Genomic DNA, 25,557 nt, shown 5'->3' on the forward strand with positions numbered 1-25,557 from the left:
CAGGCATGAGTTATGCAGACAAAGTTTTTATAGAGATGTGCAGGGACATCATTGATAATGGAACCAGCACAGAAGGAGAAAAGGTACGTCCGAGATGGGAAGACGGGACTCCGGCGTATACAGTAAAAAAATTTGGTGTGGTGAACCGGTATGATCTGCGAAAAGAATTCCCGGCACTGACACTCAGAAGAACCGGGATCAAAAGCTGTACGGATGAGCTTTTGTGGATTTGGCAGAAAAAATCCAATAATATCCACGATCTGAACAGTCACATCTGGGACAGCTGGGCAGATGAAGATGGATCGATCGGGAAGGCATACGGCTATCAGATGGGCGTAAAGCATGTCTACAAAGAAGGAATGATGGATCAGGTAGACCGTGTACTCTATGATCTGAAGAATAATCCTTACAGCCGCCGGATCATGACGAATATTTATGTACATCAAGATCTTCATGAGATGAATCTTTATCCGTGTGCATACAGCATGACGTTCAATGTGACAAAAGAAAAGGGCAGCGACAAGCTGACATTGAACGGAATCCTGAACCAGCGTTCCCAGGATGTGTTGGCGGCAAATAACTGGAATGTATGCCAGTATGCTGTGCTGCTTCATATGCTCGCGCAGGTATGCGATATGCAGGTGGGCGAATTTGTACATGTGATCGCAGATGCACATATTTACGACAGGCATATTTCGCTGATCGAGGAACTGATTTCAAGAGAGACGCACCCGGCACCGAAATTCTGGCTGAATCCGGAAGTGAAAGATTTCTATCAGTTTACACCGGATGACGTAAGATTAGACGATTATGTGACAGGACCGCAGATCAAAAATATTCCGATCGCGGTTTAGAAAAGGAGACAGATACGATGAACATTATTGTAAATGCAGATAAAAACTGGGCAATAGGAAAGAATAACAGTCTGCTTGTACGAATCCCGGCAGATATGAAATACTTCCGTCAGATGACAGAAGGCAATATTGTCGTGATGGGAAGAAAGACACTGGAAAGCTTTCCGCAGGGGCGTCCGCTTGCCAACCGGGTTAATATCGTGATTTCCCACAATCCGGATTATCAGGTGAAGGATGCGATCGTGGTACACAGTGTGGAAGAGGCAATGCAGGAATGTAAAAAGCACAAAGGAGAAGTCTTTGTGATCGGCGGAGAAAGTATTTACCGTGCAATGCTTCCGTATTGTAATATAGCGTATGTTACGCGGACAGATCATGTATATGAGGCAGATACCTGGTTCCCGGATCTGGATAAGGATCCGGATTGGCAAAAAACAGCTGAGACGGATGAACAGACATATTTCGATCTTGAGTATGTATTTGCAAAATATGAAAGAATAAAATAGATCAATAAAATTTGCGAAATGTATCATTGACAAATCAATAGACCACTCATTATAATAAATGTAATCGATGAGACAATAGAAGAAATGCTATGACAAGGAGGAGTATATAATCTTCGGAAGCAAAGAGAGAAGGCGGATGGTGTAAGCCTTCATGAAGGGATTGTAGAAGTAGCCTTTGAGCAGCGGACTGAACGGGAATTTCTCAAGTAGACTTCGACGTAGACCCTACGTTACAGGGGAATAGTATCGAACATTTCTATGGTTCTGTACTTGCGTGAGAGCAGAGAAGCAGCTTCTCTGAAGACAGGTGGTAACACGGATTTTATATTCGCCCTGAACGGTCAGCCGTTTAGGGCGTTTGTTATTCTATATGACTATGATAAAAATTTGGCGATCATCTGTATAGAAAATTCATGGAGGTAGATTTATGAAAAAAATATCAGGGAACAAATTACTTGTAAAAGCATTAAAAGAGGAAGGGGTAGATATCCTTTTTGGATATCCGGGAGCCTGTACAATTGATATCAGTGATGAAATTTACAAACAGGATTACACAAAAGTTGTACTTCCGCGTCATGAACAGGCACTTGTCCATGCTGCAGATGCTTACGCCAGATCAACAGGAAAAGTCGGGGTATGTCTGGTAACAAGCGGACCGGGTGCAACCAATCTGGTGACAGGAATTGCAACGGCAAATTATGACAGTGTACCGCTGGTATGTTTTACCGGACAGGTTGCGAGACATCTGATCGGAAATGATGCATTCCAGGAAGTTGATATCGTAGGTATTACAAGAAGTATCACAAAATACGGTGTGACAGTAAGAAAGAGAGAAGATCTGGGAAAAATCATCAAAGAGGCATTCTATATTGCGCGCAGCGGACGTCCGGGTCCGGTTCTTGTGGATCTCCCGAAAGATGTAATGGCAGAGCTTGGAAGCCCGAATTATCCGGAGACAGTCAATATCCGCGGATATAAGCCGAGTACCGGTGTTCACATCGGACAGCTTAAGAGAGCAGTCAAGATGCTTGGAAAAGCAAAGAAACCGTTGTTCCTTGCCGGTGGTGGGGTAAATATTGCAGGAGCGAATAAGGCGTTTACCGAACTTGTAGAACGTACCCAGATCCCGGTTGTGACAACGATCATGGGACGTGGTGCGATTCCGACAACGCATCCGCTTTTTATCGGTAATCTGGGGATGCACGGTGCATATGCATCCAATATGGCAGTGGAAGAATGCGATCTGCTGTTCTCGATAGGGACCAGATTTAACGATCGTATCACCGGAAAACTGCATGCATTTGCACCGAAGGCTACGATCGTACATATCGACATTGATACTTCCTCCATCTCACGTAACATTCAGGTAGATATTCCGATCGTTGCGGATGCAAAAGAAGCAATTGAAAAATTATTGGAATATGTAGAACCAATGGAGAAAAAAGAAAGCTGGATGGAACAGATCGAAGGCTGGAAAGAGGAGCATCCGCTTAGGATGAAACCAAAGGGAGACCAGATGCAGGCTCAGGATATTCTGGAGACGATCAATGAAGTGTTTAAAGAGGATGACAAGATTGTTGTGACAGATGTAGGACAGCATCAGATGTTCACATCCCAGTATCTGGAAGTGAATGAAAAGACCAGACTTTATATGTCCGGCGGACTTGGAACCATGGGATATGGATTCCCGGGAGCAGTCGGAGCGCAGATTGGCAATCCGGACAGTACGGTGATTGCAATTTCCGGTGATGGCGGTATGCAGATGAATATTCAGGAATTTGCAACAGCAGTGCTGGAAGAACTTCCTTTGATCCTCTGTGTATTTAACAATACCTATCTTGGAATGGTTCGCCAGTGGCAGAAACTTTTCTATGGAAAACGCTATTCTATGACGGATCTTCGTGCAGGCGCAGCGACAAGACGTGGAGAAGAGCATCCACCGAAATATACGCCGGACTTTGTAAAACTTGCAGAAAGCTATGGGGCAAAGGGAATCCGTGTAACCGAAAAATCCGAGATGAAAGCAGCATTTGAACAGGCAAAAGCAAACCGTGCACTGAAGGTGCCGACTCTGATCGAATTCATGCTGGATCCGGAAGTGCAGGTTTATCCGATGGTACGTCCGGGCGGAACCCTGGAAGATCTTTTGATGGATTAATGGAGAGGAGAGGTGAAGATGGATAATACAATGAAAAAAAGATGGATTTCCTTATATGTGGAAAATCAGGTTGGTGTACTTTCAAAGATTTCCGGACTCTTTTCCGGTAAATCCTATAATCTGGAGAGTCTGACGGTAGGTAGAACAGAAGATCCGACTATCTCCAGAATGACGATTGAGACGAACAGTGATGAAGAGACTTATGAGCAGATCAAAAAACAGCTGAACCGTATGGTTGAAGTCATCAGAGTCATTGATTTTACAGAAGTATCTGTTGTTATGCAGGAGCTGATGTTTATCAAGGTAAAAAACTGTACACCGGAAGATAAGACAGAGCTTTTCCAGATTGCGCAGACCTATCAGGCAAAGGTACGTGATTATGGAAAAGACAGTGTACTTCTTGAATTTGTACACACGGCACATAAAAATACAGCGATCATCCAGTTTCTACGTTCTGAATTCAATTCAATTGAAGTTGTAAGAGGCGGAAGTGTGGGGATTGAAGCGATCACAATGCCAAAAAGATAAAAAAATCAAAAAAAACAGAGCGCACTCTTGAATTTGAAAAACAGAAGTAATATAATAGCGATATGTAATCCGTAGGATTTAAAATACGGGAAGCAAAAATTATAATTTAGATATATGTTACTGTAAGAAGCAACAAGGGAATGGAGGAATTACAATGGAAAAGAAACAGATTGACTGGTCAAGCATAGGATTTGGTTATATCCCGACCGAAAAGAGATATGTTTCAAATTACAAAGATGGAAAGTGGGATGATGGATGCCTGACAGAAGATGCCAACATTGTATTGAATGAGTGTGCAGGTGTTCTGCAGTATTCCCAGTCAGTATTTGAAGGTATGAAGGCATACACAACAGAAGACGGACGCATCGTTGTATTCCGCCCGGATATGAACGCAAAGAGATTTGCTGATTCCGCAAGAAGACTTGAGATGCCGGTATTTCCGGAAGACCGTTTTGTAGATGCGATCGTACAGGTAGTAAAAGCCAATGCGGCTTATGTACCACCTTATGGATCAGGAGCGTCCCTTTATATCCGTCCATATATGTTCGGAAGCAATCCGGTTATCGGAGTTAAACCTGCTGACGAATATCAGTTCCGTGCATTTGTAACACCAGTAGGACCATATTTCAAGGGCGGCGCAAAGCCGATCACAATTAAAGTCTCAGACTTTGACCGTGCAGCACCGCATGGAACAGGACATATCAAAGCTGGTCTTAACTATGCAATGAGCTTACATGCAATTGTAACAGCACATGAAGAAGGCTATGCAGAGAATATGTATCTGGATGCAGCAACAAGAACAAAAGTAGAAGAGACAGGTGGAGCAAACTTCATCTTCGTCACAAAAGATGGTAAAGTAGTTACTCCGAAATCAAACAGTATCCTTCCATCTATTACAAGACGTTCTATTCTTTATGTGGCAGAACATTATCTTGGACTTGAGACAGAAGAAAGAGAAGTATATCTTGATGAAGTAAAAGACTTTGCAGAATGCGGACTTTGCGGAACAGCAGCAGTTATTTCACCGGTTGGAAAGATTGTAGATCATGGTAAAGAAATCTGCTTCCCAAGCGGAATGGATGAGATGGGACCTGTTATCAAGAAATTATATGAAACACTTACCGGAATTCAGATGGGACACATCGAAGCACCGGAAGGATGGATCCAGGTGGTTGAATAATGGATAAATTCGTTACAAAGCGAAATGATCTGCTCGCTGAGCAGGTGATAAAGAATTTGAAGTCCCGTCAGATGGAGGGACATTATGTACAGACCAAAGAAGAGGCACTTGCCCTTGCACTGGAGCTGATTCCGGAAGGAAGCAGCATCAGTTGGGGAGGGTCTATGAGCATTAAGGCAATTGGTCTTCCTGAAGCACTTCATAAAGGAAATTATAAAGTGCTGGACAGAGATCTGTGTGCGACACCGGAGGAAAAAGCAGAGATGATGCATCAGGCACTTAACTGCGATTATTTTCTGGCAAGCTGTAATGCAATCTCGGAAGATGGGATACTGGTTAATATAGATGGAAATGCAAACCGTGTGGCAGCTATTTCTTACGGACCGGAAAATGTTCTGATGATCGTTGGCATGAACAAAATTGTAAGAAGTGCAGAGGATGCATATGCCCGTGCAAAGTATGTGGCAGCTCCGATTAACGGACAGCGTTTTGAAGGGCTTCCGTGTGCGAAGACAGGTGTCTGTTCCAACTGTAAATCTCCGAAAAGTATCTGCTGTCAGACACTGATTACAAGATTCAGCCATGTTCCAAACAGAATAAAAGTGATTTTGGTGAATGAAGAACTGGGATTCTAAAAAATACGAAGAGAATCAGGGAATTTCCCCTGGTTCTTTTTGTGTCTGAAAAAGAAAATGCGTTACTGGTCACAGGTACTGTGAACAGTAAAGAAAATTCCAAAAGGGAAAAGTTCTCATTAGAATATGACTTTCCTAGAGGAAAATCCTGTGTTATACTATAAAATAATCTGGATGTCAGGATGCGCAGCGGAGTGGTCCGTGGACATCGGTCAGTGCTGCTTATGGGCATTGATGGCGAATCGAAAGAGAGGAACAACAGAGTATGGAAGCGTATACAAGCTTTGCACGTGTATATGATACCTTCATGGATAATATTCCCTACGAAGAATGGTGTGAATATCTCACCGGTCTTATGAGAGAATATGGTGTCAGGGATGGACTGGTACTGGATCTGGGGTGCGGTACCGGGAACATGACAGAATTGCTTGCAAAGGCAGGATATGATATGATTGGTGCGGACAATGCGGAAGAGATGCTGGAGATCGCAATGGAGAAACGAGACAAATCCGGTCATGATATTCTGTATCTTCTGCAGGATATGAGAGAGTTCGAACTGTATGGTACGGTAAGAGCTGTCATCAGTGTCTGCGATTCGGTCAATTATATTACAGAGCCGGAAGAACTTCAGGAAGTATTCCGCCTGGTCAACAATTATCTGGATCCGAAAGGTGTTTTTATTTTTGATTTTAATACACGTTACAAGTATGAAGAGATTCTTGGGGATCGCACAATTGCGGAGAACCGGGAGGAATGCAGTTTTATCTGGGACAACTATTATTACGAAGATGAGAAGATCAATGAATATGATCTGAGTCTTTTTATTGAGACAGATAAGGACAGTGGGCTTTATCGCAAATATGAGGAGACGCATTATCAGAGAGCGTATACGCTGGAGGAGATGAAGAAACTGATCCGGAAGTCGGGGCTGGAATTTGTGACAGCATACGATGCATTTTCAAAGAATGCGCCGATGGACACAAGCGAGCGCATTTATGTGATCGCAAGAGAACAGGGAAAATAGAACAGGAGAGAATTGTTATATGAAAGATTATATTGTAAGAGCAACTGCGGGAGACGGACAGATCCGTGCATTTGCCGCAACAACCGGAAATCTGGTGGAAGAGGCAAGAAAGAGACATGACACAAGTCCGGTAGCAACAGCGGCACTTGGAAGACTTCTGACGGCAGGAGCAATGATGGGAGGCATGATGAAGAACGAGACAGATGTGCTGACGCTTCAGATCAAAGGTGATGGACCACTTGGCGGAATTACGGTGACTGCAGATGCAAAAGGTGACGTGAAAGGATACGTCGATCATCCGGAAGCAATGATGCCGCCTAAGAATGGCAAGCTGGATGTTGGAGGAGCTGTTGGAATCGGTCTTTTAAATGTTATTAAAGATATGGGACTGAAAGAACCATATGTTGGACAGACTATTCTGCAGACAAGTGAGATCGCAGAAGATCTGACGTATTATTTTGCAACCAGCGAACAGGTTCCGTCTTCTGTGGGCCTTGGAGTATTGATGAACAAGGACAACACTGTACACTGTGCAGGTGGATTTATTGTGCAGGTAATGCCGTTTATATCGGATGAGGTGCTGGATAAACTGGAAGAGAATATCAAGAAGATCTCTTCTGTTACCAGTATGCTGGATAACGGACATACACCGGAGCAGATGCTGGAGCAGGTACTGGATGGCCTGAATGTGGAATTTACAGATACAATGGATACACAGTTTAAATGTAATTGTTCGCATGAGAGAATCGAGAAAGCCATCATCAGCATCGGAAAGAAAGATATCCAGGAAATGATCGATGACGGAAAAGAAGTAGAAGTAAAATGCCATTTCTGCAATATGGCGTATACATTTAGTGTAGAAGAACTGAAACAGATTTTAAAACAGGCAAAAAGATAAAGAGGTAAACGCATGAAACAGGGATTTATCAAAGTTGCAGCGGTCACAGTTGATATTCGTGTGGCGGATGTCTGGCACAACTGTAAGGAAATCTGCAAACGTATGAAAGAAGCTGAGAAGGCTGGCGCAAAGATCATTGTTTTTCCGGAGCTTTGCCTGACCGGGTATACTTGCAGCGATCTTTTTACACAGGATATACTGTTAAAAGAGGTGCGCAGAGCACTTGCAAAAGTTGCAGAAGAGACCAGGCATACAGAAGCACTTGTATTTGTTGGGCTTCCACTTGCAATTGATGGAGAGCTTTATAATGTTGCGGCCGCATTAAATGACGGAAAGATCCTTGGCTTTACAACCAAGACATTTCTTCCGAATTATGGGGAATTTTATGAGATGCGTCAATTCCGTCAAGGACCGAAAAAAGCAAGAGTGATTTCTTATGAAGGGGAAGAAATCCTGTTTGGGCCGCAGATCCTGTATCAGGCGGCAGAGATGGATGATCTGGTCGTATCGGCAGAGATCTGTGAGGATGTCTGGTCACCAATCCCGCCGAGTATTGAGGCGGCAAGAGAAGGCGCGATCATCCTGGTCAACTGTTCAGCAAGTGATGAGACGATCGGAAAGGATAGTTACCGGGAGGAACTGATCAAGGGACAGTCTGCAAGACTGATTGCAGGTTATGTCTATGCAAATGCCGGGGACGGAGAGTCTACAACGGATGTGGTATTTGGTGGACACAATATTATCGCAGAGAATGGGACGATTCTGAAAGAAGCAAAGCGGTTTGCCAACGAGATGATCGTCAGTGAGATTGACATTTTCCGTCTTTTAAGTGAACGGAGAAAAAATACAACTTTCCAGACAACGGAAGAACGTCATCTTCCAAAAGTACTGTTCCACATAAGTGTGGAAGAGACAGCACTTACCAGAAGCTTTGCACAGACCCCTTTTGTTCCACAGAATATGGCAGAGAGGGAAAAGCGCTGTGAGGAGATTCTGATGATCCAGGCAATGGGACTGAAGAAGCGTCTGGTGCATACTCACTCGAGAACAGCAGTCGTTGGAATTTCCGGCGGTTTGGATTCAACGCTGGCACTGCTTGTGACGGCAAAAGCGTTTGACATGGCAGGAAAAGACCGCAAGGATATCATTGCAGTGACGATGCCTTGCTTTGGTACGACAGACAGAACCTATCAGAATGCCTGCCTGATGTCGAAGAAGCTGGGAGCCACTTTGAAAGAGGTGCCGATCGCGGATGCGGTCCATGTGCATTTCCGTGATATCGGACATGATGAAGAGGTACATGATGTGACCTATGAGAATTCACAGGCAAGAGAGCGTACCCAGGTGCTGATGGATATTGCTAACCAGGAATGGGGCATGGTCATCGGAACCGGAGATATGTCGGAGCTGGCTCTTGGGTGGGCGACTTATAATGGAGATCATATGTCTATGTACGGAGTCAATGCATCTGTTCCGAAGACACTGGTACGCCATCTGGTTCAGTATTATGCGGATACCTGTGAGGATCAGGAGCTGAAAGAGGTACTTCTGGATGTTCTTGACACACCGGTAAGTCCGGAGCTTCTTCCACCGAAGGATGGCGAGATCGCCCAGAAGACAGAAGACCTTGTAGGTCCGTATGAACTGCATGATTTTTATCTGTATTATGTTCTGAGATTTGGTTTTGAACCGTCAAAGATCTATCGGCTCGCAAAGCTTGCATTTGAAGGAACTTATGACAGTGAGACGATCATGAAATGGCTGAAGACCTTTTACCGAAGATTTTTTGCACAGCAGTTTAAGCGCTCCTGCCTGCCGGACGGACCGAAGATCGGTACGGTGGCACTTTCTCCGAGAGGAGACTGGAGAATGCCGAGCGATGCGTGTGCGGCAGTCTGGATGCAGGATCTGGAAGCACTGAAGAAATAGAAAAGAATGTACAGGGGGTACATTCTCGCATAAAGTGTCAGTGATACTTATCAGGCAATGATAAAGGGAAGTCTGCGAAAGTGCAGGCTTCCCTTTTTTAAATTATAATTTTTAAAGCTTGATATTTTTAAACAGATCCCCAAGGCTGGTTCCGATTGCTTCTACTTTCGGAATTTCTACGTGTTCCAGCTCTTCCTCCTGTTCTTTTTCAGCATCTTCGGCAAGAGCCTTGATACTGAGGCTGATCTTACCGTCTTTGATACCGATGACTTTGACATCTACTTCGTCCCCAACGTGAAGTACCTGGTCTGCTGATTTGATTCTCTGAGTACTGATCTGGGAAATGTGAACCAGACCGGAAAGACCGTTCTCGAGACGTACAAAAGCACCGTAGGACTGAAGCGATTCAACGGTACCTTTTACAACACTTCCAACCTGTACAGATGCAAGTTTTTTTGCATCTTCTGCTTTTTTCTGTTCTCTTAAAATCTCACGTGCAGATAAGATCAGACGTCCTTCTGCCTGGTTTGCTTCGATCACGCGGACATCAATTTCTTTTAGAAGATAAGTCTCCAGATCTTCGATATAAGAAAGAGAAAGGCGGGATGCCGGGATGAATCCTCGAAGTCCTTCGACCATGGCGATGACACCACCATTTACGATTCCTTCTACTTTTACGTGAAGATTGGTTCCTTCTTCCTGATAACGTGCGACCACATTCCATGGATTGGCATCATCGAAATGTGCTTCGTAGTCTGCCATGCTTTCTGTCTGTTCCTGTAATTTTTCGTTTTCCATCTTAACACCTCTGTTAGTTTATTTTTCTGAACGTATGCTCAATATGTTTATTAGTATAACACATTTTTGTATAGATAAAAAGTATGGATTCCAGATGGTTAGACGGTTAAATTGTGCTTAATGAGAAAAAATCGTTATTATGTACGAAAATTGTGGTAAAAATTTGTGTATATTTTGAATAGTAAAATTTGTGAAAAAAATTGACAAAAGAAAAAATAAATTGTATATTATCAACATAAGGACATGTTAAGGGCAGTGTCCTAAACTAAAAGGCAAAGGAGAATTTAAAATGAAGGGAAACGTGAATTATCTGGAACTGGCAAACAGCCCTCTGATGTGGGTGGGTGCCGCAATAGCAGTAGGAATCGTAGTTTTTCAGTCCGTACTGTTTTTCAGGAAGTCACTCAAAGCAGCAAAAGAGATTGGAATTGAACAGGAAAAGATCAATATGGCAATTAAGAGTAGTGCCATTTCCTCAATTGGACCATCTATTGTAATCCTGGTAACAATGATCTCCCTGATCGTATCAATGGGAGCACCTGTTTCATGGATGAGACTTTCTTTCATCGGATCCGTTAACTATGAAGCAATGGCAGCCGGATTTGGCGCACAGGCAATGGGCGCTACACTGGAGAACCTGACACCGGTTGCATTCGCCTGTGGTGTATGGACCATGATCTGTGGTTCACTTGGATGGCTGATCTTCACACTCCTTTTCACAGATAAGATGGATAAAGTAAATCATCTGATGTCAAAAGGAAATTCCAAAATGGTTCCGATCATTTCAGCAGGAGCGATGCTTGGTGCATTTGCAAACCTTGCATCAGGAAACTTCTTCAACGAAAAGAATCAGTTTGCATTTGGCGGAGCACCGGCAATCGCAACAATCGTAGGATGCATTCTTATGATGACCCTGACAAAGTTAGCGAAAGAAAAGAATATTGGATGGCTCAGAGAATGGGCCTTTGCAATTTCCATGTTCTCAGGCATGCTCATTGGTTACATCTGGAACACTGTATTTTAATAGGAATGAGAGGATAAAGATATGAATAAAGAATACTACAACAAAGTCTATATACCTGATATTGTTAAATGGGGAAAAATCACCATGTTATTAGGTATCATTACATGTTTTGGACCGGCACTTGTTATCTCAGTTGTATACGGATATATGCCACCGGTATCCGCAATCATTGCAGGTACAATCGCACAGATCAGTGTAAGTGGAGCATTTTATATTGTAGAACCGATTTCCTATTTCCCGATTCTTGGAATCCCGGGAACTTATCTGACATTCCTTTCAGGAAATACATCCAACATGCGTGTTCCGTGTTCTTCTGTTGCACAGGAAGCAGCAGGCGTTGAAATGGGGAGTGACAAAGGTTCTGTTGTATCAACCATCGGTATTGCTGTATCGATCATTGTAAATATTGTGATTCTGACAATCGGAGCAATTGCAGGAAACGCAATTATTGGTATGATGCCAGAAGGATTCAAGCAGGCCCTCAACTTCCTTCTTCCGGCACTTTACGGAGCTGTATTCGGACAGTTCGCAATCACAAGACCGAAGCTTGGTGCTGTAGCGGTTGTTATCGCATTTGCAATGAACTGGCTGATGAAAAACGGATTCTTATCCTTCTTCCCTGGAACACCGTCATACGTTGTTATCCTGGTAGCCGTATTTGGATCTATTTTCGCAGGAAAGATTATCTACAAGAAAGAGCTTGAGGACTAAGTCCGGAAAGGAAAAAGATGTTATCGAGAGAAAGATTACAGGAAAGATTTATTGAGATGATCAAGATCTACAGCCCGTCAAAAGGGGAAAAAGAGATGGCGGACTGGATAGAAAACTGGCTGAGAGAGCGGAACATTCCGTTCCAGTCAGATCATGCCGGGGAAGCTTATGGTGGAAACGGCAGAAATATCGTTGCATTTGTAAAAGGAAATACGAAGGAACGTCCACTTGGATTTGCAGCACATATGGATCAGATTGAGCCTTGCAGAAATGTAAATCCGGTGATCAATGGAAACATCATCAGTACCGACAAGACAACAACACTTGGCGGAGATGACAAAGCTGGAATTTCAGCAATCATGGAAGCGGTAGAAGATATCATTGAAAGCGGTGTACCGCACAGAGATATTTATCTTGTATTTACCTGCTCCGAAGAGATCAGTATGATGGGAACAAAGCACATGGATATGTCTATGCTGCCATGCAAGGAATTGGTTGTTGTAGATGCAACCGGTGGAGCAGAGACTCTCGCATACAAAGCACCGGCAATGGAAGCGATTGAGATTACTTTCAAAGGAAAGAAAGCGCATGCCGGAATTGAACCGGAAAAAGGAATCAATGCAATTGTTGTGGCATCAAAGGCAATCAGTAAGATGCACATCGGACGTATTGATTATGAGACAACCTCTAATATCGGACATATTGAAGGTGGATCTGCAACCAACATCGTAACAGATGAGGTTACATTTACCGCAGAGATCCGTTCACACAGTATGGAAAAGCTGGCTGCAGAGGTTACACATATGGAACAGTGCTGCAAGGAAGCTGTAGAGGAAATGGGAGCCTGTTATGAGATGAAGCATGAGATGGCTTACCCGGTCCTGTCGCTGGAAGAAGATTGTGAATTGATCCAGGATACTGTAAATGCAATGGCAGAAGAAAGAATTACAGCAAATAAAATGATCATCGGTGGCGGAAGTGATGCAAATGTGCTTGCGGGACACGGATATAAGAGCGTCATTTTGGGATGTGGAATGATCAATGTACACACAGTAGAAGAAGCGCTTGATACAGATGAGACCTGGAAAGTGACAAAAGTACTGAGAAGACTGATGGGTGCAGAATAGGAGGACGACATAGATGGAAAAAGAAGAACTGAAGCAGAGATGTCTGGACGCGATTGACGCGAACAGAGATTTGATCATTCAGCTTGGTGATGATGTATATAAAACGCCTGAACTTGGCTACAAAGAATTTAAGACTACAGAAAGAATGATAAAGGCATTTCAGGAGATTGGAGAAGAGCCGGAGACGGAAATTGCATATACTGGCTGTAAGGTTTCAACTCCGAAAAAAGGGAATACAAGAATTGCTGTGATCGGAGAGCTGGACTGTATCCAGTGCAAAGAACATCCGGACAGTACGCCAGAAGGAAATGTTCATGCCTGCGGTCATCATGCACAGCTTGCAGATCTGTATGGATGTGCGATTGGTCTTTTAAGATCCGGAGTGATGAAGGAACTGGGTGGAGCGGTTGATTTTATTGCGATCCCTGCGGAAGAATGCGTAGATTATGATTATCGCGACAGTCTGATCCGTGAAAATAAGATCAGTTTTTACGGCGGCAAGCAGGAATATTTAAAACGTGGTGGCTTTGATGATGTGGATATGGCATTGCAGTGTCACATGATGGAAATTGGAAATGGCAGGCATTGCGTGATTGATACCGACTGCAACGGATTTGTGACAAAGACGGTAACATTTATCGGAGAAGCTGCGCATGCAGGTTTCGCACCACATGAAGGAATCAATGCGTTAAATATGGCAGAGTTGGCACTGAACAACATTCATGCACTCCGTGAGACTTTTCAGGAGAAAGAAAAGGTTCGTGTAAGTGCAATCATTACAGAAGGCGGAGATCTGGTAAATGTAGTTCCTGCTGTTGTGAAGATGCAGATCATGGTACGTGCTTTCACAATTGATGGAATGCTGGATGCCAGTAAAAAAGTGAACCGTGCGTTAAAAGCCGGAGCACTTGCAATCGGAGGAAAAGTCGAGATTGACGATAAGATCGGATATCTTCCGATGAATACCAACCGTGAGCTTTCAGCATTATATAAAGAAAATATGATCGAATATACAGGGGCGGAAAAAGATTCATTTGTAGAGCTTTATGAGACAGCAGGTTCTACAGATCTGGGGGATCTTTCTCAGTTCATGCCGTGTATGCACATCTGGACAGAGGGAATAACCGGAGGACTTCACTCCAAGGATTACCGTCTTGCGGACCCGGAACTTGCTTATATCGTTCCGGCAAAGATGATGGCGCTTACGATCATTGATCTTCTTTATGATAACGCAAAAAAGGCAAAACAGATTCTTGACAATTTCAAACCGACGCTGACAAAAGAAAGTTATCTGGAATTAAAAAAAGAGCATTCTAAGCTTGTGGTTTTTGATGGCTCTGAGTTATAATAAAAAGGAATCCCGTTTGAGGGGTTCCTTTTTTAAAGCAATTATTCAGATATATAGAGAGAAGCTGCCAACGGCAGGTTCTCTGGATAGAAGATCGCAATACGGGGGACAAATTTGTGAAAGTTGGAGTTATCGGATCAAAATCATCTTGTGAGGTTGTTAAGAAGAGTATAAAAGAAATCGACAGTTCAGTAGAAGTAGCTTCTTATGAAGAGGAACAGGTTAACCGAAGTGACCGGCTGATTGAGGAATGTGAACAGGAGTGTGATGCGGTACTGTTTACGGGCTGTGCGATCGAAAGTTTTGTGGGGAGAAACTATCATTTCACCAGGCCGCATGTGTCGGTGGAAAAATCGGTAATCAGCATTGCGGGAGCATTTCTGCAGATGCAGAAAAGTAATATTGAACTGGATGCATTTAGTATTGATATTGTAGAAAAACAGGTCATTGAGGATTTGCTGGATGCATTTGACATCCTGGCAAGAAACATTTATTCCTGTCCGTTTCAGGCAGGAGTGGAAGAAGAACAGTATGTGGAGTGGCACATGAAGCTTCTGGATGAAGGAAAGATCAATGTGGCACTGACTTCTCTTCGGTGGGTGTATAAGACACTGCAGGAAAAGGGATACCATGCAATTTATCTGCCTCCGACCAGGGCAAAAGTGAGAGTGGCACTGGAAAAATTAAAAAATGAATGTGCGCTTCAGGAAGCAGAATATGCGCAGGCAGCAGTTGAGATTTTTCAGCTGACGGATTATAAGAGCAGAGAAGAGAATTATTATTCAAGTATGCTTGCAAAAGCAGATATTGAAAAAGAAATCATCAAATATACAGAAGGGATTCAAGGTGCAATTTTTGCATCAGGAAGAAGAGAATATATTGTATTTTCCAATTCCGGGGCTGTACAAGAAGAATTTAACCAGCGGAAGCTTCTGAATCTGCAAAAAAAAGTGCAGGAGGAGAAGAAAATCAGCCTGAATGTAGGGATCGGAACCGGAGGCACGATGAATGACGCGGAAATGAACGCAAGACGTGCACTGGATTTTTCCCTGAAAAATGCAAAGCAGGAGATTTTCTGGATTGATGCCGGTCAGACACAGCACGGACCGCTTGGAAAGGAGATCCAGCTGGAATATCAGCTCATTTCTTCCGATCCGAAGCTACGGAAAATTTCAGAAAAAACCGGGCTCAGCACAACGTCAATTCTGAAGATCATTGCCATTGCAGATGTAAGAAAAAGTTATATTTTCGATGCACATCAGTTGGCGGAGTGTCTGGGAATTACGGTCAGAAGTGCGCGCCGGATCATGAATAAGATCATGGAAGCCGGTTATGGAAAAGTGTATGCAAAGAAGACAGCGGCAGCGGGTGGCAGACCGAAGGCACTGGTAGAGATATTGTTTAAAATTTAGTGTAAGTGGTCTTTTATCCGAACAAGGGTTGACGAACAGTAAAAAAAATGGCATTCTGAAAAATAAAGGAACAAGAGATAGTAATGGAGTAATGGAGTAATATAAAATGGATCAGAAAAAACCAAAGAAAGTATATGTGATCGGACATAAAAATCCAGATACAGATTCTATCTGTTCGGCAATTGCATATGCAAATCTGAAAAATAAAATCACAGGAGAAAAATACATAGCGAAAAGAGCGGGCGAGGTAAATGGTGAGACAGCATATGTTCTGGATAAATTCCAGGTAAGTGTGCCGTCTCTTCTGGACAATGTACACCTTCAGGTAAAAGATATGGATATCCGTCATATTGAGGGTGTATCTGGTCACATGTCCATTAAAGACGCATGGGCAAGAATGAAAGATGAGAATATTAAGACACTGCCGGTAACAAGAGGTGAGAAGCTGGAAGGGCTGATCACTATCGGAGATATTGCTACGTCATATATGGAAGTGTACGATAATAATATCCTTGCAACAGCGAGAACCCAGTACCGCAATATCGTCAAAACACTGGACGGAACACTGATCTCCGGGAATGAGCATGGCTATTTCCTGAATGGAAAAGTTGTCATTGCCGCATCCAGTCCGGATCTGATGGAGAATTTTATTGAGAAGGATGATCTTGTCATTCTTGGAAACCGTTATGAGTCACAGCTGTGCGCGATCGAGATGGATGCAAGCTGTCTGGTCATCTGCCAGGGAGCCAATATTTCCAAGACGATCAAGAAGATGGCAGAGGAGAGAGATATCGTGATTATTCAGACACCACATGATACCTTTACTGCTGCAAGGCTGATTAACCAGAGTATTCCGGTCAAGTATTTTATGAGCCGTGATAATCTGGAGATTTTTCATTTGAATGATTATGTGGAACATGTGAAAGAAGTTATGTCAAAGACGAAGTACAGAGATTTCCCAATTCTGGATAATAAAGGAAAGTTCTGTGGTTTCCTCTCCAGACGAAGACTTATGACATCCCGTAAAAAACAGGTGATTCTTGTGGATCATAATGAAAAATCACAGGCTGTGAATGGAATTGAAGAGGCAGAGGTGCAGGAGATCATTGATCATCACAGACTGGGCGGTCTGGAGACAATCGGACCGGTATATTTCCGGAATCAGCCGGTTGGATGTACCGCTACGATCATTTACCAGATGTATCAGGAAAGCGGTGTAGAGGTAGAGCCACAGATGGCGGGACTTCTGTGCTCTGCAATTATTTCGGATACGTTACTGTTCCGTTCACCAACCTGTACGATGGTTGATCAGGCGGCAGCAGAGGCACTGGCGCGGATAGCCGGGATTGATATGGAAGAACATGCAAAAGAGATGTTCAATGCGGGAAGCAATCTGCGTGGCAAATCCGTAGAAGAGATCTGTTTCCAGGACTTTAAGGTGTTCAATGTAAAAGATATCATGTTTGGAGTCGGACAGATCACATCCATGAATCAGGATGAACTGGATGAGGTGAAAGGACGTCTGATCCCATATCTGGAAGAGGCGAGAAAGACCCAGGGACTGCATATGTTGTATTTGATGATGACTAATATTCTGGAAGAGTCTACAGAACTCCTTTGCTGTGGTGAAAATGCAAAGGAACAGGTTCTTGAAGCGTTTGAACTGCCGGGAGATACGGAAAAAATTCTCCTGAAAGGTGTAGTATCAAGAAAGAAACAGATGATCCCTGTTCTGGTAACTTACCTGCAGCAAAAATAAAAACAGATAACTTTATAGGAGAGATGGCTTATGGCAAAACAGATCTGGAAGCCGGGAAATATGCTGTATCCACTGCCTGCAGTTATGGTCAGTGTGGCAGATAAAGAAGGCAATCCGAATATCATTACCGTGGCGTGGGCGGGAACGGTCTGCACAAACCCGCCGATGGTTTCGATTTCCGTGAGACCAGAGCGGTATTCTTATCACATGATCGATGAGACCGGAGAATTTGTAATCAATCTGACGACGGAAAAACTTGCGTATGCAACGGATTATTGCGGTGTGCGTTCGGGAAAAGATGTGGACAAATTCAAAGAGCTGCATCTGACACCGGAAAAGGCAGAATATGTGAGTGCGCCACTGATTGCGGAGAGTCCGGTCAACATCGAGTGTAAGGTGGTCAAAAAAGAAACACCGGGATCGCATCATATTTTCCTTGCCGAGGTAAAAGCGGTTCATGTAGATGATGCCTATATGGATCAGAAAGGGCGATTTGCATTGGAAAAGACCGATCCGATCGTATATGTGCACGGACAGTATTATAGTCTGGGTAAGTTGCTCGGAACATTTGGCTATAGCGTGAAAAAGCCGACAAAGAAGAATGGAAAGAAAAAGAAGAAATAAAAACAGAAAATCCTCTTGACAAAAAAATGACAGAGGGTATATGCTGTGTAAGTAGAAACTCAAGGGCGAGACTGCTAAGGTGCGGTCTCGTCTTTTTTCATAGGAAATTCCGAAGGAACTTCCTATGAAAAAAAGGCACTGCGTGCCGGAGATGCGCACTCGCACGAAGATGAAGAATGTCGCAAGCGGTCTACGCTCTGCTTCGGTCGTTGCTTAACGAGCGCCACTGGCGCTCAGCAACGCGCTCGGCGCGAGAATGTGCCGAGGCACATTCTTATTTAAAAGGAGTAGTAGATGATGAAAGATTTTACATTCAATGTACCACAGGATATTATTTTTGGAAAAGGCAGTTTAAAGAGACTTCCGGAGCTTCTTGAGAAAAGTGGTTCCAAGAAGATGCTTCTGATTTCCGGACCGGTTTTGAAGAAGATCGGAATGGTCGAGAAAGTCGAAGAGATCGTGAAGGCTTCCGGTATCGAAGTGGAAGTATTTACTGATGTAGAAGCAAATCCATCTGTTGCAACGGTAGATAAAGCAACAGAAGCATACAAAAAAGCAGGAGCAACCAGTATTGTAGCTTTCGGTGGCGGAAGTCCAATGGATGTGGCAAAGGCAGTTGGTGTTCTTGCAAAATACGGCGGAGAGATCGGAGATTATGAAGGTGCACACAAGGTACCGGGACCGATCGTTCCGATCATTGCGATCCCGACAACAGCAGGTACAGGAAGTGAAGTGACGGCATTTTCTGTTATTACCGATGAAGCAAGAAATTATAAGCTGACTGTGTTCAGCTATGAGCTGATCCCAAGCTATGCACTTCTGGATCCGGAGCTTGTTATGACTTCTCCGGCATCGGTAGCCGCAGCATGTGGCGTAGATGCACTGATCCATGCATGGGAGGCTTACACTTCAAGAGATGCATCTCCATTTTCTGATGCAATGGCAGAAAAGGCAATGGAACTGATCGGTGCAAATCTGCGCAGATTCGTAGCAAACCGTCAGGACGAAGAGGCGGCGGCAGCCATGCTCTCCGGAAGCATGTTCGCAGGTATCGCATTTGCATGGGCAAGACTTGGAAATATCCATGCTATGAGCCATCCGGTAAGCGCCTATTTCCATGTGGCACACGGTGTGGCAAATGCGATTCTTCTTCCAACGATTGTGGAATATAATGCACTTGCAGATCATGGACGTTATGAGAAGATCTACAATTATATCAGCAAAGAAAAAGACCCGGTGATCGATTTTGTTCCGGAAATGCTGGTAGATGAAGCGAGAGATCTGCTTCGTGATCTTGGTATTCCGCAGCATCTTGCCGATGTTGGTGTAACGGAAGATAAGATTGAACTGATGGCTGCTGATGCCATGAAGAGCGGAAATATCATGGCAAATCCGAGACAGTCTACGATCAGGGATATCATTGAACTTTATAAAAAAGCAATGTAGATCATTCAGGGGATATGAGTCAGCAGAAGCTGGTTGATATCTCCTTTTTTGATCTGAGTATAGAAAACAGGAAGAGATTGGTGTTCTGTATATATTTTTTTAATGCAAGAGTACCGGAGGCAAGAAAGCATAAATGTGGGTACATAGGTAAAGAATCTCCCGCATATAGTAAAAAGAGAATGGGAAAAGAGGGATATCCGTATGTGGTACCGACTGCTTTATGGAACAATCAGTTTTTTATGCTTTACATGGCTTCTGTTTACCTGGGGAGTGATCGATAACGGAAAGATCAAACTGATAAGAATGAACGATGAAACGGTAGAAGCATCCTATGAGGCAGGTGGAACAAACGAGCAGTATCAGGAAAAGCCCAAGATCGCCCTCACATTTGATGATGGCCCACATCCTTCCAGTACGCCAGTGCTCCTTGACGGGCTTGCCGGGCGGAATGTGAAGGTTACTTTTTTTGTGATCGGGGAAAATGTAGTAAAATATCCGAAAGTTGTGAGCAGAGAGGCTGAAGAAGGGCATATTATTGGAAATCATACTTACAGTCATGTAGATCTCACAAAAATGTCTCAGGAAATGACAGAGTGCGAACTCGGAAAGACCAATACCGCGATTGAAGAAATTACCGGAAAAAAGACGGAATATATGCGACCGCCCTATGGAGCCTGGAAAAAGGAGATGGAAGAGAATACCGGCATGATTGCGGTGCTATGGAATGTGGATCCGCTTGACTGGAATACGGATAATGAGACAGAAATTGTCAATAAAGTAGTGACGGAAACGGAGGAAAATGATATTATTTTATTACATGACTGTTATCTGTCTTCAGTAAAGGCGGCACTTCGCATTATCGATATCATGCAGGCGAAGGGATATGAATTTGTGACAGTCGATGAATTGCTGCTGGATTAAAGGAGAGGTTTTGATGGATTTATTTGATTATATGCGGGAGACGACAAAGGAGAAAGAATCGCCCCTTGCCTCCAGACTGCGTCCGACGACTCTGGATGAAGTGGTTGGACAGCAGCACATTATCGGAAAGGACAAGCTTTTATACCGTGCGATCAAGGCGGATAAACTGAGTTCTGTTATTTTTTACGGACCTCCGGGAACCGGAAAGACTACGCTTGCAAAGGTGATCGCCAATACTACAAGTGCAGAATTTACCCAGATCAATGCTACGGTTGCCGGGAAGAAGGATATGGAAGAAGTGGTGAATAAGGCGAAAGAACTGAAAGGGATGTACCAGAAAAGGACAATCCTTTTCATCGATGAGATTCACCGGTTTAATAAAGGACAGCAGGATTATCTGCTCCCGTTTGTGGAGGACGGCACGATCATTCTGATCGGTGCGACGACAGAAAATCCTTACTTTGAGGTGAACGGTGCGCTTCTTTCCAGATCCAGTGTATTTGAACTTTGTCCGCTTTCACAGGAAGAAGTAGAGACCCTGATTCTGAGAGCGGTGCAGGATGAAAAAAAAGGAATGGGAAGCTATCATGCGGTGATCGAGGAGGATGCCCTGCATTTCCTGGCAGACCTTGCCGGTGGAGATGCCAGATCTGCGCTTAATGCGGTGGAACTGGGTATCCTCACCACACCAAGAAGTGAGGATGGAATGATCCATATCACGCTGGAGGTTGCATCCGAATGTATACAGAAGCGGGTTGTGCGATATGATAAGACAGGAGATAATCATTATGATACCATATCCGCATTTATTAAAAGTATGCGCGGTTCTGATCCGGATGCAGCCGTATATTATCTGGCAAAGATGCTGTATGCCGGAGAAGACATTAAGTTTATTGCCCGCAGGATTATGATCTGTGCATCGGAAGATGTGGGAAATGCGGATCCGATGGCACTGAATGTTGCAGTCAGTGCAGCACAGGCAGTGGAGCGAATCGGAATGCCGGAGGCACAGATCATTTTATCACAGGCAGTTCTTTATGTGGCAACAGCGCCGAAGAGTAATTCAGCATGTAATGCTGTCTTTGCTGCGATGGACAATGTGAAAAAATATAAAACGACTGTTCCGGTGCATTTGCAGGATGCACATTATAAAGGTTCTGCAAAGCTGGGGCATGGAATTGGTTACAAATACGCGCATGATTATCCGAATCATTATGTAAAACAGCAGTATTTGCCGGATGAGATCAAAGATGCCGTATTCTATGAAGCGAGCGATAACGGCTACGAACAAACGATCAAAGCGCATATGGAGCGGATTAAGGATGAAGCGTAACCTATTCGCACAGGAAATCACTGCATTCACGCAGAAGGGATTGATTTGACACAGACACTCTGCTACCATATCTGTAAGCAGAAAGGAGTGAAGAATATGGGAGCAGTTCAGGACAGCTATATAACTGTTGCATGGCTGGTTCTTCTGGTAGTACTTCTGGTGATCGAGATCGTAACGGTGGGACTTACAACGATCTGGGGAGCAGGAGGTGCGCTGGCGGCACTGATCCTGAATATTCTGGATGTACCGTTTGCCGGACAGGTGGTTGCATTTTTTATTGTGACAATTTTACTGCTTGTATTTACCAGACCATTTGCAATGCGTTTTATTAACACCCGCCGTCTGAAGACGAACTATGAAGGAATCATCGGAAAGACGATCCGGATCAGCCAGAAAGTAGATAACATAGGGCAGACTGGTATGGCGGTGGTAAATGGTACAGAGTGGACGGTAAGATCCGAACAGGATAACGTGATCCTGGACCCCGGAACACTGGCGAAGGTGGTTAATATATCCGGAGTAAAGTTAATTGTAAAAAAATATGAGGAGGACTAAAAGATGACGGGACTTATTATTTTAGTAATTATTATTGTGATCGCATTACTGTTTCTGATTTCCTGCATTAAAATCGTGCCACAGGCAAAGGCACTGGTTATCGAACGTCTTGGTGCATATCAGGCAACATGGAGTGTAGGACTTCATTTTAAACTGCCGATCATTGAACGTGTGGCAAGAAGAGTAGACTTAAAAGAGCAGGTAGTTGATTTTGCACCGCAGCCGGTTATCACAAAGGATAATGTAACCATGCGGATCGATACCGTTGTATTCTACCAGATTACAGATCCGAAGATGTTCTGCTACGGAGTAGCGAACCCAATCATGGCAATCGAGAATCTGACAGCGACCACCCTTCGTAACATCATTGGTGATCTGGAACTTGACCAGACACTAACATCAAGAGAGACGATCAATACGAAGATGCGAGCATCTCTTGATGTGGCAACGGATCCATGGGGAATCAAAGTCAATCGTGTGGAACTGAAAAATATCATTCCACCGGCAGCGATCCAGGATGCAATGGAGAAACAGATGAAAGCAGAACGTGAAAGACGTGAAGCTATTCTCCGTGCAGAAGGTGAAAAGAAATCTACTGTCCTTGTTGCAGAAGGTGAAAAAGAATCTGTGATTCTGAAAGCGGAAGCTGAAAAACAGGCAGCGATCCTCCAGGCAGAAGCAGAAAAAGAAAAGAGGATCAAAGAGGCTGAAGGTGAAGCGGAAGCCATCCTTAAAGTACAGCAGGCAAATGCAGACGGTATCCGTTTCATCCGTGAAGCGGGTGCAGACCAGGCAGTGCTTACGATCAAGAGTCTGGAGGCATTTGAAAAGGCTGCAGACGGCAAGGCAACGAAAATCATCATTCCGTCAGAACTGCAGTCACTTGCGGGGCTTGTAAAGAGCGCTAAAGAAGTGATCAAGGAAGATTAGATTAAAAAAAGAGAGAGGAAAGGTGACAAATAGATGACGGATGTATTGATCCTGGAAGATGAACTGACTTCGCTGCAGGCATTGTCAGAGATTCTTACCACATATTCAGATGATATCCGTGTCCACAAGGCATCTTCCCTGAAAGAAGCAAAAGACCTGCTGGATCAGGAAATCCGGTATGGTCTTTTCCTTTTGGATGTAAATCTAAGCGGCGAGGACCGGGAGGATATCGGTGGGATTTTGTTCGCAAGAGAGATACGGGAGAGGTTTGAATATACTTTTACCCCGATCGTGATGGTGACTGCCATTGGCAATATGGAAATGCAGGCTTACCGGGAGCTGCACTGTTATCAGTACATTATGAAGCCATTTCACAGGGAGCAGGTGGAAGAGGTTGTTCAGAAGGTGCTGGAAAAAGAGAGCAGGGAGAAACCACCGGTGATCGTTGTGAAAAAAGACGGGATTAATTATCAGCTGAAATGCGAGGATATCCGTTATCTGGAAGCGATACCGAGAGGAACAAGACTGCATCTTGTGACAGAGAACTGGGATGTCCCTTATGTGACTCTCAGACAGATGCTGCTTAAGATGCCAAAAGGGATGTTTGCGCAGTGCCATCGGATGTATGCGGTCAATAAAAATGAAGTTGAATATTACGATACCGTCAACCGGATCATCCGGATCAAAAATTGTCCGGATACGGTAGAAATCGGTGTGACTTACAAATCGGTGATCGGAGGACTGTTAAATGGCTGATTGGGTACGCAAATTTCTATATCGTATTTTCTGCGTAATGGCACTTATGGTATCAGTCTATCTGATCGTGGATTTCCTGATCAGCGGTACCTTTGATTACAGGGTGTTTATCATGTTTGTTCTGATGGTGATTGTTGTGATTTGGGGAATTGTGGACTGGAGAAGTAATTATGTACTGATACGCCAGAAGGAAAATGAACTGCGGCTTTATCAGAACTATCTGATTCCGCTGGAAGAACTGGTCAAAGAAATCCGTGCCAAACAGCATGAATTTGACAATCATCTGAATGCAATCCTGAATATGCATCTGACCATCGACAATTATGAAGAACTGGTAGCAAAGCAGTCTGAATATATTACGGAAATTGCCAGAGAAGATGACAGCAGGAAGTATCTCCCCCTTCTGAAGATCAGCGATAAAATCCTGGCAGGATTTATCTACAGTAAAATTGTCCGTGCGCCGGAATATGTCCGGACCGATATCCGCGTGTGGAACAAAGAAATCGTTTCCGGCATTTCTGAACACCACCTGATCGAGATTGTTGGAACCCTGATCGACAATGCATACGAAGCCTGTACCGAAGAAAAAAATCAGGTACTGATCGAAATTGATTCCCAGAATGATAAGCTTATCTTCACGATAAAGAATCAGGTCGAAAATATAGGACTTGGCGAGATCAGTCATTTCTTTGAAAAAGGATTTTCTACGAAAGAAGATGGAAAAAAGCATGGACTGGGACTTTATAATGCAAAGATGCTTGTGAATCGTTACCACGGAGAAATTACGGTGGAAATAGAAGAAAGGAAATACATCAGTTTTGTGGTGGTTATTTAGGCAGATCGGAATATGGGACGGTCTGCTTTTTTTGTAGGTTGTGGTCGGACGCGGACAGAAAACAAATAGAGCAGATTCCTTTGTGCTGACCATTCCGATGAGCCACTTAAGGCGAAAATTGTGTCAGCAAGGGCTTCCACAATTTTTGTGTCTCATCTCCATAGCACAAACATGGAATCCTTATCCATTTGTTTTCTGTCCGCGCCCGGGATTCAGCTCTTTTGGAGCAGGCATGAGGCTTGCAAGCTTTCAAGAACGTAGCTGAG

At 43.9% G+C, this 25,557-nt stretch carries 24 protein-coding genes and 1 other annotated feature; of the genes, 23 read left to right on the plus strand and 1 reads right to left on the minus strand.

Annotated elements, in window-relative coordinates; translation table 11 throughout:
• Positions 1-5 precede the first annotated feature (5 nt).
• The 9 genes from thyA to PGY05_RS13635 all read left to right on the plus strand — a co-directional run bounded on the left by thyA (position 6) and on the right by PGY05_RS13635 (position 9,712).
• Positions 6-854: a thymidylate synthase gene (gene thyA, locus PGY05_RS13595; RefSeq protein ID WP_008369620.1), complete on the plus strand. Its 849-nt coding sequence runs from the start codon at positions 6-8 to the stop codon at positions 852-854.
• Between the two features lie 17 nt (positions 855-871).
• A complete protein-coding gene (locus tag PGY05_RS13600; protein WP_055247814.1) occupies positions 872-1,360 on the plus strand; it encodes a dihydrofolate reductase in 489 nt (162 codons plus the stop codon).
• An 80-nt stretch (positions 1,361-1,440) separates the two neighbouring features.
• Positions 1,441-1,699: a binding site (T-box leader), on the plus strand.
• Positions 1,700-1,787: 88 nt separating this feature from the next.
• Positions 1,788-3,518: a biosynthetic-type acetolactate synthase large subunit gene (gene ilvB / locus PGY05_RS13605; protein ID WP_195368475.1), complete on the plus strand. Its 1,731-nt coding sequence runs from the start codon at positions 1,788-1,790 to the stop codon at positions 3,516-3,518.
• 18 nt (positions 3,519-3,536) lie between these two features.
• Entirely contained in the window at positions 3,537-4,046 is a 510-nt protein-coding gene (gene ilvN / locus PGY05_RS13610) for an acetolactate synthase small subunit (protein WP_022221140.1), read from the plus strand.
• A gap of 154 nt (positions 4,047-4,200) precedes the next feature.
• The gene (locus PGY05_RS13615) at positions 4,201-5,226 is read left to right on the plus strand and encodes a branched-chain amino acid aminotransferase (RefSeq protein ID WP_008369610.1); all 1,026 of its coding nucleotides are present in this window, start codon (positions 4,201-4,203) and stop codon (positions 5,224-5,226) included.
• On the plus strand, positions 5,226-5,861 hold the full coding sequence (locus PGY05_RS13620; RefSeq protein ID WP_022221141.1) for a lactate utilization protein: 636 nt from the start codon (positions 5,226-5,228) through the stop codon (positions 5,859-5,861). The genes PGY05_RS13615 and PGY05_RS13620 overlap by 1 nt, the downstream gene beginning before the upstream one ends.
• Positions 5,862-6,102: 241 nt before the next feature.
• The gene (locus PGY05_RS13625) at positions 6,103-6,885 is read left to right on the plus strand and encodes a class I SAM-dependent DNA methyltransferase (protein WP_270246951.1); all 783 of its coding nucleotides are present in this window, start codon (positions 6,103-6,105) and stop codon (positions 6,883-6,885) included.
• 19 nt (positions 6,886-6,904) lie between these two features.
• Complete coding sequence (gene hslO / locus PGY05_RS13630; RefSeq protein ID WP_022221143.1) at positions 6,905-7,783, plus strand: Hsp33 family molecular chaperone HslO; 879 nt, start codon at positions 6,905-6,907, stop codon at positions 7,781-7,783.
• 12 nt (positions 7,784-7,795) lie between these two features.
• Entirely contained in the window at positions 7,796-9,712 is a 1,917-nt protein-coding gene (locus tag PGY05_RS13635; protein ID WP_022221144.1) for an NAD(+) synthase, read from the plus strand.
• 111 nt (positions 9,713-9,823) lie between these two features.
• On the opposite strand, the gene PGY05_RS13640 is transcribed toward PGY05_RS13635, so the two are convergent.
• Positions 9,824-10,510, minus strand: a complete 687-nt coding sequence (locus PGY05_RS13640) for a S1 RNA-binding domain-containing protein (protein WP_022221145.1) — start codon at positions 10,508-10,510, stop codon at positions 9,824-9,826.
• 289 nt (positions 10,511-10,799) lie between these two features.
• Between PGY05_RS13640 and PGY05_RS13645 the strand changes: the two genes are divergently transcribed.
• The 14 genes from PGY05_RS13645 to PGY05_RS13710 all read left to right on the plus strand — a co-directional run bounded on the left by PGY05_RS13645 (position 10,800) and on the right by PGY05_RS13710 (position 25,291).
• On the plus strand, positions 10,800-11,534 hold the full coding sequence (locus PGY05_RS13645; protein ID WP_022221146.1) for a DUF5058 family protein: 735 nt from the start codon (positions 10,800-10,802) through the stop codon (positions 11,532-11,534).
• A 21-nt stretch (positions 11,535-11,555) separates the two neighbouring features.
• Positions 11,556-12,245, plus strand: coding sequence for a hypothetical protein (locus tag PGY05_RS13650; protein WP_195254753.1), 690 nt, complete (start codon positions 11,556-11,558; stop codon positions 12,243-12,245).
• Between the two features lie 17 nt (positions 12,246-12,262).
• Positions 12,263-13,372 (plus strand): M20/M25/M40 family metallo-hydrolase, encoded by a 1,110-nt coding sequence (locus tag PGY05_RS13655; protein WP_022221148.1) that lies wholly within the window; start codon positions 12,263-12,265, stop codon positions 13,370-13,372.
• Positions 13,373-13,385: 13 nt separating this feature from the next.
• Positions 13,386-14,720, plus strand: coding sequence for an amidohydrolase (locus PGY05_RS13660; RefSeq protein WP_195254751.1), 1,335 nt, complete (start codon positions 13,386-13,388; stop codon positions 14,718-14,720).
• A 116-nt stretch (positions 14,721-14,836) separates the two neighbouring features.
• On the plus strand, positions 14,837-16,132 hold the full coding sequence (locus PGY05_RS13665) for a GTP cyclohydrolase IIa (RefSeq protein WP_195254750.1): 1,296 nt from the start codon (positions 14,837-14,839) through the stop codon (positions 16,130-16,132).
• A gap of 106 nt (positions 16,133-16,238) precedes the next feature.
• A complete protein-coding gene (locus PGY05_RS13670) occupies positions 16,239-17,891 on the plus strand; it encodes a putative manganese-dependent inorganic diphosphatase (RefSeq protein ID WP_022221151.1) in 1,653 nt (550 codons plus the stop codon).
• Positions 17,892-17,921: 30 nt separating this feature from the next.
• The gene (locus PGY05_RS13675; protein WP_022221152.1) at positions 17,922-18,515 is read left to right on the plus strand and encodes a flavin reductase family protein; all 594 of its coding nucleotides are present in this window, start codon (positions 17,922-17,924) and stop codon (positions 18,513-18,515) included.
• A 297-nt stretch (positions 18,516-18,812) separates the two neighbouring features.
• Positions 18,813-19,961 (plus strand): iron-containing alcohol dehydrogenase, encoded by a 1,149-nt coding sequence (locus PGY05_RS13680; protein WP_055156811.1) that lies wholly within the window; start codon positions 18,813-18,815, stop codon positions 19,959-19,961.
• Between the two features lie 303 nt (positions 19,962-20,264).
• Complete coding sequence (locus PGY05_RS13685; protein ID WP_207719254.1) at positions 20,265-20,882, plus strand: polysaccharide deacetylase family protein; 618 nt, start codon at positions 20,265-20,267, stop codon at positions 20,880-20,882.
• 13 nt (positions 20,883-20,895) lie between these two features.
• Positions 20,896-22,215, plus strand: a complete 1,320-nt coding sequence (locus tag PGY05_RS13690) for a replication-associated recombination protein A (protein WP_173687124.1) — start codon at positions 20,896-20,898, stop codon at positions 22,213-22,215.
• Positions 22,216-22,311: 96 nt separating this feature from the next.
• The gene (locus tag PGY05_RS13695; protein WP_173687123.1) at positions 22,312-22,770 is read left to right on the plus strand and encodes an NfeD family protein; all 459 of its coding nucleotides are present in this window, start codon (positions 22,312-22,314) and stop codon (positions 22,768-22,770) included.
• A 3-nt stretch (positions 22,771-22,773) separates the two neighbouring features.
• Entirely contained in the window at positions 22,774-23,700 is a 927-nt protein-coding gene (locus PGY05_RS13700) for an SPFH domain-containing protein (RefSeq protein ID WP_173687122.1), read from the plus strand.
• Between the two features lie 33 nt (positions 23,701-23,733).
• A complete protein-coding gene (locus PGY05_RS13705) occupies positions 23,734-24,456 on the plus strand; it encodes a LytR/AlgR family response regulator transcription factor (RefSeq protein ID WP_055247832.1) in 723 nt (240 codons plus the stop codon).
• The gene (locus PGY05_RS13710) at positions 24,449-25,291 is read left to right on the plus strand and encodes a sensor histidine kinase (protein ID WP_008369567.1); all 843 of its coding nucleotides are present in this window, start codon (positions 24,449-24,451) and stop codon (positions 25,289-25,291) included. Before PGY05_RS13705 ends, PGY05_RS13710 begins: the two co-directional genes overlap by 8 nt.
• Positions 25,292-25,557: the final 266 nt, after the last annotated feature.

It is taken from the genome of Coprococcus sp. AF51-11b1 (assembly GCF_027682785.1).
Lineage (GTDB): Bacteria > Bacillota > Clostridia > Lachnospirales > Lachnospiraceae > Allocoprococcus > Allocoprococcus comes.

Coding starts and splice junctions, on each gene's coding strand:
- PGY05_RS13640 (WP_022221145.1), bottom strand. CDS start 10,510: ATGGAAAACGAAAAATTACAGGAACAGACAGAAAGCATGGCAGACTAC.
- PGY05_RS13615 (WP_008369610.1), top strand. CDS start 4,201: ATGGAAAAGAAACAGATTGACTGGTCAAGCATAGGATTTGGTTATATC.
- PGY05_RS13635 (WP_022221144.1), top strand. CDS start 7,796: ATGAAACAGGGATTTATCAAAGTTGCAGCGGTCACAGTTGATATTCGT.
- thyA (WP_008369620.1), top strand. CDS start 6: ATGAGTTATGCAGACAAAGTTTTTATAGAGATGTGCAGGGACATCATT.
- PGY05_RS13600 (WP_055247814.1), top strand. CDS start 872: ATGAACATTATTGTAAATGCAGATAAAAACTGGGCAATAGGAAAGAAT.
- PGY05_RS13695 (WP_173687123.1), top strand. CDS start 22,312: ATGGGAGCAGTTCAGGACAGCTATATAACTGTTGCATGGCTGGTTCTT.
- PGY05_RS13620 (WP_022221141.1), top strand. CDS start 5,226: ATGGATAAATTCGTTACAAAGCGAAATGATCTGCTCGCTGAGCAGGTG.
- ilvN (WP_022221140.1), top strand. CDS start 3,537: ATGGATAATACAATGAAAAAAAGATGGATTTCCTTATATGTGGAAAAT.
- ilvB (WP_195368475.1), top strand. CDS start 1,788: ATGAAAAAAATATCAGGGAACAAATTACTTGTAAAAGCATTAAAAGAG.
- PGY05_RS13675 (WP_022221152.1), top strand. CDS start 17,922: ATGGCAAAACAGATCTGGAAGCCGGGAAATATGCTGTATCCACTGCCT.
- hslO (WP_022221143.1), top strand. CDS start 6,905: ATGAAAGATTATATTGTAAGAGCAACTGCGGGAGACGGACAGATCCGT.
- PGY05_RS13660 (WP_195254751.1), top strand. CDS start 13,386: ATGGAAAAAGAAGAACTGAAGCAGAGATGTCTGGACGCGATTGACGCG.
- PGY05_RS13670 (WP_022221151.1), top strand. CDS start 16,239: ATGGATCAGAAAAAACCAAAGAAAGTATATGTGATCGGACATAAAAAT.
- PGY05_RS13645 (WP_022221146.1), top strand. CDS start 10,800: ATGAAGGGAAACGTGAATTATCTGGAACTGGCAAACAGCCCTCTGATG.
- PGY05_RS13710 (WP_008369567.1), top strand. CDS start 24,449: ATGGCTGATTGGGTACGCAAATTTCTATATCGTATTTTCTGCGTAATG.
- PGY05_RS13705 (WP_055247832.1), top strand. CDS start 23,734: ATGACGGATGTATTGATCCTGGAAGATGAACTGACTTCGCTGCAGGCA.
- PGY05_RS13690 (WP_173687124.1), top strand. CDS start 20,896: ATGGATTTATTTGATTATATGCGGGAGACGACAAAGGAGAAAGAATCG.
- PGY05_RS13650 (WP_195254753.1), top strand. CDS start 11,556: ATGAATAAAGAATACTACAACAAAGTCTATATACCTGATATTGTTAAA.
- PGY05_RS13655 (WP_022221148.1), top strand. CDS start 12,263: ATGTTATCGAGAGAAAGATTACAGGAAAGATTTATTGAGATGATCAAG.
- PGY05_RS13685 (WP_207719254.1), top strand. CDS start 20,265: ATGAACGATGAAACGGTAGAAGCATCCTATGAGGCAGGTGGAACAAAC.
- PGY05_RS13680 (WP_055156811.1), top strand. CDS start 18,813: ATGAAAGATTTTACATTCAATGTACCACAGGATATTATTTTTGGAAAA.
- PGY05_RS13700 (WP_173687122.1), top strand. CDS start 22,774: ATGACGGGACTTATTATTTTAGTAATTATTATTGTGATCGCATTACTG.